The sequence below is a fragment of the Pseudonocardia sp. DR1-2 genome (assembly GCF_023717215.1).
GTDB lineage: Bacteria > Actinomycetota > Actinomycetes > Mycobacteriales > Pseudonocardiaceae > Pseudonocardia > Pseudonocardia alni.
In genome coordinates this window covers 17,386-29,386 of the sequence record NZ_JAMQOF010000012.1, presented here as the reverse complement: position 1 = coordinate 29,386, position 12,001 = coordinate 17,386, and the positions used below count along the sequence as shown (strand labels likewise).

General features: G+C 75.4%; 9 protein-coding genes. 4 read left to right on the top strand and 5 right to left on the bottom strand.

Going from position 1 to position 12,001, the window contains the following annotated elements; translation table 11 throughout:
- Positions 1–67 precede the first annotated feature (67 nt).
- The 3 genes from ND486_RS26660 to ND486_RS26650 are packed head-to-tail and all read left to right on the top strand — an operon-like array spanning position 68 to position 3,872.
- Positions 68–1,426: a salicylate synthase gene (locus ND486_RS26660; RefSeq protein ID WP_251787100.1), complete on the top strand. Its 1,359-nt coding sequence runs from the start codon at positions 68–70 to the stop codon at positions 1,424–1,426.
- On the top strand, positions 1,423–3,063 hold the full coding sequence (locus ND486_RS26655) for a (2,3-dihydroxybenzoyl)adenylate synthase (RefSeq protein WP_251787099.1): 1,641 nt from the start codon (positions 1,423–1,425) through the stop codon (positions 3,061–3,063). Before ND486_RS26660 ends, ND486_RS26655 begins: the two co-directional genes overlap by 4 nt.
- Entirely contained in the window at positions 3,060–3,872 is an 813-nt protein-coding gene (locus ND486_RS26650) for an alpha/beta fold hydrolase (RefSeq protein WP_208818561.1), read from the top strand. The genes ND486_RS26655 and ND486_RS26650 overlap by 4 nt, the downstream gene beginning before the upstream one ends.
- Here the strand turns inward: ND486_RS26650 and ND486_RS26645 are convergent.
- A complete protein-coding gene (locus tag ND486_RS26645) occupies positions 3,859–4,881 on the bottom strand; it encodes an ABC transporter substrate-binding protein (RefSeq protein ID WP_251787098.1) in 1,023 nt (340 codons plus the stop codon). The genes ND486_RS26650 and ND486_RS26645 overlap by 14 nt on opposite strands.
- Positions 4,882–5,107: 226 nt before the next feature.
- Between ND486_RS26645 and ND486_RS26640 the strand changes: the two genes are divergently transcribed.
- Positions 5,108–6,622 (top strand): class I adenylate-forming enzyme family protein, encoded by a 1,515-nt coding sequence (locus ND486_RS26640; RefSeq protein WP_251787097.1) that lies wholly within the window; start codon positions 5,108–5,110, stop codon positions 6,620–6,622.
- Positions 6,623–6,646: 24 nt separating this feature from the next.
- On the opposite strand, the gene ND486_RS26635 is transcribed toward ND486_RS26640, so the two are convergent.
- Genes ND486_RS26635 through ND486_RS26620 form a run of 4 tightly spaced genes read right to left on the bottom strand, consistent with a single transcriptional unit; the run spans position 6,647 to position 11,994 of the window.
- On the bottom strand, positions 6,647–8,407 hold the full coding sequence (locus tag ND486_RS26635; RefSeq protein ID WP_251787096.1) for an acyclic terpene utilization AtuA family protein: 1,761 nt from the start codon (positions 8,405–8,407) through the stop codon (positions 6,647–6,649).
- The gene (locus ND486_RS26630) at positions 8,404–9,231 is read right to left on the bottom strand and encodes a TIGR03084 family metal-binding protein (protein WP_374231866.1); all 828 of its coding nucleotides are present in this window, start codon (positions 9,229–9,231) and stop codon (positions 8,404–8,406) included. The genes ND486_RS26635 and ND486_RS26630 overlap by 4 nt, the downstream gene beginning before the upstream one ends.
- A gap of 11 nt (positions 9,232–9,242) precedes the next feature.
- The gene (locus ND486_RS26625) at positions 9,243–10,004 is read right to left on the bottom strand and encodes an enoyl-CoA hydratase/isomerase family protein (protein ID WP_251787094.1); all 762 of its coding nucleotides are present in this window, start codon (positions 10,002–10,004) and stop codon (positions 9,243–9,245) included.
- Position 10,005: 1 nt separating this feature from the next.
- Positions 10,006–11,994, bottom strand: coding sequence for a biotin carboxylase N-terminal domain-containing protein (locus ND486_RS26620; RefSeq protein ID WP_251787093.1), 1,989 nt, complete (start codon positions 11,992–11,994; stop codon positions 10,006–10,008).
- Positions 11,995–12,001: the final 7 nt, after the last annotated feature.

Sequence of the window (12,001 nt, the reverse complement as noted above, 5' to 3'; positions counted from 1 at the left end):
CACGTCCCGGCACCCCCCACGACCCCACCCCCGGTGGCGCGAGCGCCGGTCCGAAGGAGATCCGACCATGTCCACGACCACCGAGGCGGCCGGCCCGCCGCGCACCCACCCGGCCCCCACCGAGCGGACCCGGTCCGCAGCCGACCGGATCGCCGGCGCCACCGCGATCGCCCGCGCGGTACCCGACGGGGACCCCTACGTGCTCTACGAGCGCGGCGACGACGTCTTCCTGGCCGCGGGCACCGCCGCCGAGCTCGTGCTGGACCCGGACGGCCTCACGGTCTCCTCGCCGGCGGGCACCCGGCACGAACCGCTCGGCACGGACCCGCTCGCCCAGGTCGCCGCCGCCCTCGCCGAGGTCGGCGGCACCGGGTGGCAGGCCTTCGGCTGGGCGTCGTTCGAGCTGGCCCACCTCCTGCACGGCGGGGAGCTGCCCGCGGGCACGGGCACCCTGCTGCACCTGCTGCTTCCCCGCCACCGCGCGCACCTGCACCCCGGCGGCGCGGACGTCGACACCGCCGACGACGCCGTCGCACGGTCCTGGCGCGACGCGATCCTCGGTGCCGGGCCCGGTGGGCCGCGCAGCGGTCCGCCGGTGACCGTCGACGAGTCCGCCCGCGCCGAGGCCTATCGCGGCTCCGTCGCCGCGGCCGTCGCCGAGATCGCCGCGGACCGCTTCCGCAAGGTCATCCTGTCCCGCACCGTCCCGGTCACCGAGCCGGTCGACCTGCCCGCCACCTACCGGCACGGCCGGGCGCACAACACCCCGGCCCGCTCGTTCCTGCTGCGGCTCGGCGGGCTGGAGGCGGCCGGGTTCAGCCCGGAGACCGTCGTCGAGGTCGCCGCCGACGGCACCTTCTCGACCCAGCCGCTGGCCGGCACCCGGGCCCGCTCCGGGGAGCCGGGACGCGACGCCGAGCTGTCCGACGAGCTGCGGCGCGACCCCAAGGAGATCTACGAGCACGCCGTCTCGGTCCAGGTCGCCCAGGACGAGGTGTCGCAGGTGAGCGACCCGGACGCCGTCGTCGTGGAGGAGTTCATGCGGGTGGTCGAGCGCGGCAGCGTCCAGCACCTCGCGTCCCGCGTCCGCGGCAGGCTGCGGCCCGGTGCCACCGCCTGGGACGCGCTGGGACGGCTGTTCCCCGCGGTCACCGCGTCCGGGCTCCCGAAGGCCCCGGCGTGCGCGGCGATCAGCCGCCACGAGGGTGCGCGCGGGCTCTACAGCGGCGCGGTGCTCACCGTCGACCACACCGGGGCGCTCGACGCCGCGCTCGTGCTGCGCGCCATCTACCGCGCGCAGGGCCGGACCTGGCTGCGGGCCGGGGCCGGGATCGTCGGTGCGTCCACACCGGAACGGGAGCTGGAGGAGACCCGGGAGAAGCTGCGCAGCGTCAGCCGGTTCCTGGTCGGGGAGGAGACGCCGTGACCGTGCTGATCGACGGGGCGCTCGCCTGGCCCGCCGGGGCCGTGGAACGCTACCGGCGCGAGGGCTACTGGGGCGAGGACACCCTCGGTGACCTGCTGGGGGAGTGGGCCGGCCGCTACGGCGACGCCGTCGCCGTCGTCGCGGGGCCCAGCCGGCGGACCTACGCCGAGCTGGACCGGGCCGCCGACGCCCGCGCCCGCTCGCTGCGGGCACTCGGTATCGCCGAGGGCGACCGCGTCGTGGTGCACCTGCCCAACACCGCCGAGTTCACGGTGACCCTGTTCGGGCTGCTGCGGGCCGGTGCGGTGCCGGTGCTGACCCTGCCCGCGCACCGGCAGGCCGAGATCGAGCACCTCGCCGCGCTGTCCGGGGCCGTCGCCTACGTCGGACCCGACGTGGCCGAGGGCTTCGACCACCGCGAGCTCGCACTGCAGGTGGCGACGGCGGTGCCCACGCTGCGGCACCTGCTCGTCGACGGCGACCCCGTCGCGGGGACGACCGCGCTCGCGGACCTGCCGGCCGGCACCGCCGACCCGCTGCCGCGGCCCGACCCCGGACAGGTCGCGGTCCTGCTCGTCTCCGGGGGCACCACCGGCAAGCCGAAGCTCATCCCGCGCACGCACCGCGACTACGCCTACAACGCCCGGGCCAGCGCCGAGGTCTGCGCACTGACCGCCGACGACGTCTACCTCGCCTGCCTGCCGCTGGCGCACAACTTCCCGCTGGCCTGCCCGGGGCTGCTGGGAGCGCTCGGGGTGGGGGCCACGGTCGTGCTCGCGCCGGCACCGAGCCCCGAGGTCACCCTCGGGCTGGTCGCGGCCGAGGGCGTCACGGTCACCGCGATGGTGCCGCCGCTGCTGCGGCTCTGGGCCGACCTCGCCGGCGACGGCCGCGGGTCCTGGGACCTGTCGACGCTGCGCCTGGTCCAGGTCGGCGGGGCCAAGTGCGACGCGACGCTCGCCCGCCGCGTCCGCCCCGAGCTCGGCGCCACCGTGCAACAGGTCTTCGGGATGGCCGAGGGACTGCTGAACTACACCCGGCTCGACGACCCCGACGACCTCGTCGCGGTCAGCCAGGGGCGCCCGCTCAGCCCGGCCGACGAGGTCCGGGTCGTCGACCGCGACGGCGCCGACGTCGCGGAGGGGACGGCGGGCGAGCTGTGGACCCGCGGGCCGTACACGCTGCGCGGCTACTACCGGGCCCGGGAGCACGACGCCACGTCGTTCACCCCGGACGGCTACTACCGCACCGGTGACCTGGTGCGCCGCCTCCCGACCGGGCACCTCGTCGTCGAGGGCCGGATCAAGGACGTCGTGAACCGCGGCGGCGAGAACGTGGCCGCCACCGAGCTGGAGGAGCACCTGCTCGCCCACCCGGACATCGCCGGCGCGGCCGTCGTCGGGATCCCGGACGACGACCTGGGCGAGGCGGTGTGCGCCGTGATCGTCCCGGCGCCCGGCGCGACGCCGCCGAAGCGACGTCACCTGCGTGCCTTCCTCACCGAGCGCGGGCTGGCCCGGTTCATGTCACCGGACCGGGTGGTCGTCCGCGACGACCTGCCGCTCACCGCCGTCGGCAAGATCGACAAGCGGGCGCTGGGTGTGCTGCTCGCCGCCGAGGGGAAGGTTCCCCGATGACGGTCACCCACCTCAACGGCATCCGGCTGTCCTGGACCGACCACGGCGGCGACGGCCCGCCCGTCGTCCTCGTGATGGGCACCGGCAGCCCGGGCCGGGTCTGGCAGACCCACCAGGTGCCCGCCCTGCGCGACGCGGGCCACCGGGTCCTGACCCTCGACAACCGGGGCATCCCGCCGACCGACGAGTGCGCGCACGGGTTCACCGTCGACGACATGGCCGCCGACGTGCTCGCCCTCGTCGCCCACCTCGACGCGGGCCCGGCCGCGCTCGTCGGCACCTCGCTCGGGTCACGCGTCGTGATCGAGGCGGGACTGGCCCGGCCGGACCTGGTGACCCGGGTCGTGGCGATGGCCGCCCACGCCCGGCTCGGCCCGGTGCAGCGGGCGGTCACCGCCGGCGAGATCGCGCTGGCCGACGCCGGGGTCGAGCTGCCCGAGGACTACCACGCCGCGGTGTCCGCCCTGCAGTACCTGTCGCCGGCGACCCTGCGCGCCGACCGGGAGGCGCAGGACTGGCTGGACATCCTGGCGTTCGCCGGGGCCGGTGTCTCGAAGGGGCACCGGGCCCAGCTGCAGGTGTCGATGGCGCTGCGCGACCGCACCGAGGCCTACCGCGCGCTCGCCGTGCCGCTGCTGGTGCTCGCCTTCGCCGACGACGCCGCCATCCCGCCGCACCTGAGCCGCGAGGTCGCCGACGCCGTGCCCGGCGCCCGCTACGTCGAGATCGCCGACGCCGGGCACTACGGCTACCTCGAACGGCCGGACGAGGTGAACCGGGCGACGGTCGAGTTCCTCAGCGGCCGGTAGCGGGCGCGGCCGCCACCCGGTCCAGCGCGGGGCGGAGCCGGTCGAGCAGCCAGCCGGTGGACACCACGTTCGGCGCCTGCAGGGCGATCGCCTCGTCGAGGCCGATCGGGACGTACGTCGTGCGCGACAGCGCCCGCGCGACCACCGGGTCGCCCTCGAAGCGCCGCCGGTCGGCCGCGGTCGGGAAGCTCATGACGACCAGATCGGCCTCGGCCAGGCGCCCCGCCTCCTCGTAGGACAGCGCGACCGTGCCGGGGGCGACCCCGTCACCGGCGGGCGGGTCGGTGGCGAAGGTCGGCGGCAGACCCAGCCCGAGCGCGCGGGTCAGCGCCGTCGACTGGTTCGCCGGGTCGACGATGACCGGGATGACGTCCCCCCTCGCCTGCCCGACCAGCACCGACCGGCCGGCGAGACGGGGCAGCTCCGCCCGCAGCGCGGCGACGGCGCGGTCGGCCCGGGCGATGAGCTCCTCGGCCCGGTCCGGGACACCGAGGGCCGCCCCGATCCGCCGGGCGTCGTCCTGCATCGTGGCGCCGAACAGCGTGCCGCGGTGGACGACGGTCGGGGCGATCGCGCTCAGGCGCTCGTAGGCGTCGCGGTCGGTCACGAGGTAGGACGACACGGCCAGGACGACGTCCGGGCGGTACGCCGCGATCCGCTCCAGCGGCAGCGGCTCCAGCTCGTCGATCGTCAGCACCCCGTCCGGGAACGGCGCGAGGTAGGGCGCCTGCGGCTGCGACTCCCCGGCGTTGCGCAGGCCGCCGACGACGTCCGCCCCGAGCTCCCGCGCGAGAGCGACGTCGGCCGCCCCCAGCGCGACGACCCGCTGCGGACGGGCCGGGATCGTCGTCTCCCCGAAGGCGTGCTCCAGCGTCAGCGGGAACCCGGCGCCGGGTTCCGCCGGACCGGGGCCGGGTGGCGTGCCGGCACACCCGGCGACGAACAGCAGGGCCGCGGCGACGAGCGCGACGACCGACGAGCGGGCCGGGGAGACCGGTGGGGGACACACACCCCGACAGTCGTCCGCGGGCGGCTCCGGGTTCCGGGGAGCGGCGTCCCCCACACCCGCAGCGGTCCGGCGACCTCGCGCGCAGACGCGCCCGGGGGCGTGCGGCGCGCGGTGACGGACCGCCGGGGAGCCCGTCGGGACGCGTGACGTGCCGCGTCGTTCCCGGTAGGTTCCGCTAGTGAACAGCTGATCACCTCACGACGGCGTGGGTGCGCGGAGCGCGGTCGTGGCCGAGGAGGACCCGCCGATGAACATCGCCACGCTCCTGCGCCGCAGTGCGGCCGACCACCCGGCGGACGTCGCGCTCCGGCTGGACGACGACGAGGTCGACTACGCCGGGTACGCCGAACGCGGCGCCCGCTTCGCCGCGTACCTGAGGCACACCGGGGTCGGGCCGGGGGAGCGGGTCGGGTTCCTCCTGCCGAACTGCCCCGAGTACCTGGTCGGGCTGCTCGGTACGTGGCAGGCCGGCGCGGTCGGCGTGCCGCTCAACCGGATGTTCCCCGACGCGGCGCTCCGCCACGTCGTGCGCGACTCGGGGCTGCGGGTGCTCGTGCTGCCCGCCGCGGACCGGGACCGGGCCGCCGCGCTGCTGGGCGAGGAGTGCCCGGAACTGCTGACGACCGACGGGTTCGCCGCGGCCCTGGCGGCCCACGAGCCCGCGGCCGACGTGCTGCCCCGGCTCGACGGCGAGGACGCCTGCATCATGTACACCTCGGGCTCGACCGGGGTGCCGAAGGGCGTGCGGCAGACCCACCGCAACCTCGTCGCCGAGGCGGAGGGCGCCATCGGCCGCTACCGGCTCACCGCCGCCGACCACGTGCTGAACTGCATGCCGCTGTTCCACGTCGGCGGCCTGCAGCTGGCGAGCCTGCCGTTGCTGCTGCTCGGCGGGCAGATCACGTTCATGCCGCGCTGGGACGTCGTGCGGTGGCTGGAGCTGGCCCAGGAGCTGCGTCCGACCTTCGGTGGCCTGATCTCCACGATGATGATCGACGTCGGCAACCGGACGGTGGGGTCGCCGGTGGTGCTCGACTCCTTCCGGATCTGCATGTTCGGCGGTTCCCGCACCCCCACGGCCGCGATCGAGCGGCTCGAGGCGGGGACCGGGATCGCGGGCGTGGAGATCTACGGCCAGACCGAGCAGAACGGCCTGGTGGTCACCTACGGCCCGGACGACGTGCGGCGTCCGGACTCGATGGGCACCCCGCTGGAGCAGATCGTGCGCACGCGGCTCGTACCCGTCGACGGCGGCCCGGACCTGCGCCCGGGGGACGAGGGCGTCGGCGAGCTCTGGGTCCGGGGGGACGCGGTCACCCCGGGGTACTGGAACATCGACGTCCCGGAGAAGTGGTCGGCGGACGGCTGGTTCCGCACCGGTGACCTGATGTCGCAGGACGCGGACGGCTACCTGTACTACGTCGACCGGATCGACGACATGATCGTCTCGGGTGGGGAGAACGTGTTCCCGCAGATGGTGGAGGAGCATCTCGCCGATCACCCCGACCTGGCCGAGGTCGCGGTGATCGGCACCGCCCACGAGCGCTGGGTCGAGCAGGTGACCGCGGTGGTCGTCCCCAACAAGCCGGGTGTCACCGTGGAGCAGATCGCCGCCTGGTGCGCCGCCGACCCGGACCTGCGGGGAATGCACGGACCCAAGCGGATCGAGATCGTCGACGCGCTGCCCCGCACGGGCAGCGGCAAGCTGAACCGGCCCGAGCTGCGCGCGATGTTCCCCTGACCCGGCGCGGGGCCGCCGCCCCGGTCAGCCGGGCAGCAGGGCGACGGGGATGTCGACGAGGCGGCTGCGCAGGTACTCGCCCAGCCCCTTGGCCTGCGGGTCGGGGCGGGTGGCGGAGGCGACGCCCGCCCCCAGGATCCCGACCACGACGATGTTCAGCGCGCGCAGGTTCGGCAGGTCGAAGCGGCGGATCTCCAGCCCGGCGGCCTCCGGCAGCAGCTCGCGGACGCGCTCGACGGTGAGGTGGCCGCGCAGCCACGCGTACTCGTCGTCGGTGCGGGTCCAGAGCCCGATGTTCGCGTTGCCGCCCTTGTCGCCGGAGCGGGCCGCCGCGATCTCGCCCAGCGGCAGCCGCCGGGTGGGCCCCTCCGCGGGCGCCGGCACGACCGGCTCGGCCGGGACGGGGATCCCGGCGGTGACCGGGCTGTGCGGCACCGGTGTCGTGGTGCCGTCGGGCAGCGTGACCAGGTGCTCCACCTCGGAGGCGGGCACCAGGGTTGGCCAGTACACGCCGAAGGCGCTCTCGGCCGAGGGCGGGGTGGTGGTGTGGAAGCCGGGGTAGCCGCCGAGCGCGAGCTCCATGGTCGTGTCGGAGAAGGCGCGGCCGACCTTGCGCCGGTCCGGGTCCTTGACGGTGACCCGCAGGTGGGCGGTCGCCTGCGGGTTCGTGGGCGCGTCGGGGTGGTCGAAGCGCAGCAGCTGCATGTCGAGCTCACCGAACCGGTCCGCGCCGCCGAGCAGCTCGGTGAGCTGCTCCGAGGCCCAGGCCGCCTTCTCCTCGATCCTCGTGCCGGTGAGCACCAGCGTCATGGTGTTGCGGTAGCCGCCCTCGTAGTTCAGCGCGACCTTGAGCCGGTCGGTCGGCGCGCTGCCGCGGGTGCCGGAGATGCGCACCCGGTGCTCGCCGTCCGGCGTCAGCCGCAGCGAGTCGAAGTGCGCCACGGCGTCGGGTCCGGGATAGGCGGGCTCGGCGATCTCGTAGAGCAGCTGTGCGGTGACCGTGCCCGGCGAGACGAGCCCGCCGGTGCCGGAATGCTTGGTGATCACGCTGGAGCCGTCGGCGGCGACCTCGGCGATCGGGAAGCCGGGGTAGCGGCGGTCGGTGATCTCCTCGAAGAAGGAGTAGTTCCCGCCGGTGGCCTGCGGGCCGCACTCGATGACGTGCCCGGCGGCCATGGCGCCGGCGATCGCGTCGAAGTCGGTGCGCCCCCAGCCGTGCCACCACGCGGCGGGGCCGACGACGACGGAGGCGTCGGTGACCCGCCCGGTGACGACGACGTCCGCATCGGCGCGCAGGGCCTCGGTGATGCCCCATGCGCCCAGGTAGGCGTTGGCGGACACCGGGGTCACCCCCGCGTCGGCGAGCGTGACGCCGGTGTCGAGGTGGGCCAGGGTGTGCCCGTCGGCCTGGATGTCGTCGAGCCGGTCGACCAGGTCGTCGCCGTGCACGTAGGCGATCCGCGGGGCGAGGCCGAGCCGCTGCGCCAGGGCGGTGAGGTCGGACGCCAGCCCGGCGGGGTTGAGCCCGCCCGCGTTCGACACGATCCTGATGCCGCGGTCCAGGCAGGTGCCCAGCACGTGCTCGACCTGGGTGAGGAACGTCTTCGCGTAGCCGCCGGCCGGGTCCTTCCGCCGCGCCTTGTAGAGGATCAGCATGGTCAGCTCGGCGAGGTAGTCGCCGGTCAGGACGTCGATCGGCCCGCCCTCGACCATCTCCCGCGCGGCGGTGATGCGGTCGCCGTAGAAGCCGGAGCAGTTGCCGATGCGCACCGGTGCGCGGGTCATGCGGGCCCTCCTGCGGGGGGACGGGTCGGGGCGGGGAACGTCGCGGTGACGGCGCCGGGGGCGCGGCCGGGGCCGGGCGGGTTGGCGAAGGTCTGGGCGATCGAGACCCAGTCGGCGGCGACCGGCCCGGTCGTGGCGACGTCGGTGTCGTCGGGATGCCTGCGCTGGGTCGCGACCAGGCAGAAGCCCAGGGCGGAGCCGGTGACCCGGTCCGCGGCGTCCTCCGGGCCCCAGGTCCACAGCGCCCCGGAGGGGGCGACCAGCTCCACCCGCACGGGCGCCTGCGGGACCTCCCGGCCGTTGTTGCGGAAGGTGAAACCGAAGGTCTGCACCCCCAGGTGGGCGACGTGGCGCAGCCGGTCCGTCGGCTCCCGGAGCACCCCGAGCGCGTCGGCGACGTCCTGGCCGTGCGCCCAGGTCTCCATCAGCCGGGCGGTGACCGAGGACAGGGCGCTCATGTCCGGTCCGTACCAGGGCAGCCGGGTCTTCGGCCCGACGCCGCGGAAGGTGCTGACGAGGGCGTCGCGGGCCCCGGCGAACCAGGCCCGGACCTCCTCGGCCCCCAGACCGGCGTGGTCCGCGGCGATCCGGTCGGGGAAGCCGGGCCCCAGCTCCTGCAGCCCGTCCGCCTGCGTGCGGAAGGTCGCCGGGTCCGTCGCGGCGAGGGTGGCCGCCTCGTCGAACCAGGCGAGGTGGGTGAGCTGGTCGCGGACGGTCCAGCCCTCGGCCGGGGTGGGGCCGCCGATGGCGGCGTCGTCGAGGTCGGCGACCATCGCGCGGACGACCGCGCTCTCGGCCTCCAGGTCGTCGAGGACCGTCTCCATGGACACCATGGTCAGACCCCCTGCCAGACGGGGGCACGCTTCTCCCGGAACGAGAGCGGGCCCTCCTGGGCGTCCTGCGACAGGTAGACCGGCTCCCAGATCTCCTCCGCACGCTCGTAGGCCTCGGCGCGGGTGTGGCTCGCCGACAGGTACGCGGTCCGCTTGGCCGCGAGCACCGACAGCGGGGCGTTGGCGGCGATCCGCTCGGCGAGCCGCTGGGTGTGCCCGCGCAGCTCGGCGGCGGGCACCACGTCGTTGACCAGCCCGTGGCCCTGCGCCTCCGCCGCGCCGATCGGGTCGCCGGTGAGCAGGATCTTCATCGCCACCCGCGGCGGGACCAGCCAGGACAGCGGCGCGGCCCACGGGGAACCGCGGCCGATCCTGACCTCCGACACGGCGAAGCGGGCGTGCTCGGCGGCCACCACCAGGTCGCACTGCTGGGCCAGGAGGAACCCGCCGCCGTAGGCGATGCCGTTGACCGCGGCGATCGTCGGCTTGGGGACGTCGATGTTGCGGCCGAGCTGGGGCAGGAAGTCCGGGGGCGGGACCCGGAGCGCGACGTCGTTCATCTCCTTGAGGTCGCCGCCCGCGCAGAAGGCCTTCTCCCCGGAGCCGGTCAGCACCAGGACCTTCGCCGTGTCGTCGGCGTTGAACCGGTGGACGCCGTCGAACAGGCCCTCGCGGACGGCCCTGCTGAGGGCGTTGCGGGCCTCGGGGCGGTCGATCGTCAGCCAGGCGACGCCGTCGGTCACCTCGTAGGTCACGTCGCTCATGTCAGGCCTGCGCCTCCTCGATGACGGCGAGGACCTCGCCGGACTCCACGGTGTCCCCGACCTGCACGCCCAGCTCGGCGACGGTGCCGGCGACGGGGGCGCGCACCAGGTGCTCCATCTTCATGGCCTCGAACACCACGACGACCGCACCCCGCTCGACCTGCTGCCCGACCCCGGTCGCGACCCGGACGACGGTGCCGGGCATGGGGGCGAGCAGCGAGCCGGGGGCGGCGTCGGTGCCGGGCTCGGGCAGCCGGGCCCGCTCGGTCAGCGTGGTGGCGCCGAGCGCGCTGTCGACGTGGACGGTGTCGCCGACACGGTGCACCCGCACGGCGCGCCGCACACCGCCGACCTGCAGGTCGACCCGGTCCGCGGTGGCGGCGAGCACGGCCGCGCCCGGGAGCGCGGTCCCGTTCACGCCGGCCTCGAGCGTGCCGCGGCCGAGCCGGTAGGTCACGTCGAGGTCGGTGTCGCCGGCCCGGTACTCCGCGTGCTGGGCGGCGCTGCGGACGTTCCGCCAGCCCGACGGCACCGGCTGCTGGACCGCGGCGCCCGCCCGGCGGCCCGCCTGGTCGGCCAGGGCGGCGGCGAGGGCGTGCACGGCGAGGGTGGACTCCGCCGGAGGGCCGACGAGTGCGGTGGGCTCGTGGCGGGTGAGGTAGCCGGTGTCGGTCCGCCCGGCCAGGAACTCCGGCTCGCGCAGGACGGCGACGAGCAGGTCCCGGTTGGTGACCGGGCCGTGGATCTCGGCCTCGGACAGCGCCCGGGCGAGCTTCCGGGCGGCCTCGGTGCGGGTGCGGCCGTGCGCGATCACCTTCGCCAGCATCGGGTCGTAGTGCGTCCCGACCACCGAGCCGTCCCGCACACCGGTGTCGACGCGCACGCCGGGCAGGGCGGGCACCGAGAACCGGTGGAGGGTCCCCGAGCCGGGCAGGTAGTCCCGGGCCGGGTCCTCGGCGTAGAGCCGGGCCTCGATCGCGTGGCCGGTGATCGTGGCCCCGGTGACCTCCGCGGGCAGCGGCTCGCCCTCGGCGACCGCGATCTGCAGTGCCACCAGGTCGAGGCCGGTGATCTCCTCGGTGACCGGGTGCTCGACCTGCAGACGGGTGTTGACCTCGAGGAAGAAGAACTCGCCGTCCTGCGCCATGACGAACTCGACGGTCCCGGCGCCGGTGTAGCCGATCGCCGCGCCCGCGGCGACGGCCGCGTCGCCGAGACGGGTGCGCAGCGCGTCGTCGACGGCGGGGGAGGGGGCCTCCTCCACGATCTTCTGGTAGCGGCGCTGGATCGAGCACTCCCGCTCGAACAGGTGCACCACGGTGCCGTGGGTGTCGCCGAAGATCTGCACCTCGACGTGGCGCGGGTCCTCGACGAACCGTTCGAGGAACACGGTGCCGTCGCCGAAGGCCGACGCGGCCTCGCGCCGGGCCCCGGTCACGGCGTCGACCACCTCGGACGCGGAGCGGACGATGCGCATGCCGCGCCCGCCACCGCCGAAGGCGGCCTTCACCAGCAGCGGGTAGCCGATGCCGTCGGCGAGGGCGGAGACGGCGGCGGCGTCGACCTGTTCGGCGTCGTCGATCGTGGCGCCGGGCAGGACGGGCACGCCCGCCTTCTCCATCAGCTCCTTCGCCGCGATCTTCGAGCCCATCGCCTCGATGGCCTCGACCGGCGGGCCCACGAAGGTGATGCCGGCGGCCGCGCAGGCGCGGGCGAAGTCCGCGTTCTCGGACAGGAAGCCGTAGCCGGGGTGGATCGCGTCGGCGCCGGTGAGCAGCGCGGCCTCGATGATCAGATCGGCGCGCAGGTAGGTCTCCGACGGGGCGGCGCCGGGGAGCCGCACCGCCTCGTCGGCGGCCTCGACGAACAGGGCGTCGGTGTCCGGGTCGGAGTGGACGGCGACGGTGGCGATGTCCAGCGCGCGGGCCGAGCGGACGACCCGCTCGGCGATCTCGCCGCGGTTGGCCACGAGCAGCTTGTGGACGGTCATCTCCTCA

Excerpts from the sequence above, each read along its gene's own strand:
- ND486_RS26635 (WP_251787096.1), bottom strand. The coding sequence starts at position 8,407 with ATGACCCGCGCACCGGTGCGCATCGGCAACTGCTCCGGCTTCTACGGC.
- ND486_RS26620 (WP_251787093.1), bottom strand. The coding sequence starts at position 11,994 with ATGACCGTCCACAAGCTGCTCGTGGCCAACCGCGGCGAGATCGCCGAG.
- ND486_RS26660 (WP_251787100.1), top strand. The coding sequence starts at position 68 with ATGTCCACGACCACCGAGGCGGCCGGCCCGCCGCGCACCCACCCGGCC.
- ND486_RS26630 (WP_374231866.1), bottom strand. The coding sequence starts at position 9,231 with ATGGAGACGGTCCTCGACGACCTGGAGGCCGAGAGCGCGGTCGTCCGC.
- ND486_RS26650 (WP_208818561.1), top strand. The coding sequence starts at position 3,060 with ATGACGGTCACCCACCTCAACGGCATCCGGCTGTCCTGGACCGACCAC.
- ND486_RS26625 (WP_251787094.1), bottom strand. The coding sequence starts at position 10,004 with ATGAGCGACGTGACCTACGAGGTGACCGACGGCGTCGCCTGGCTGACG.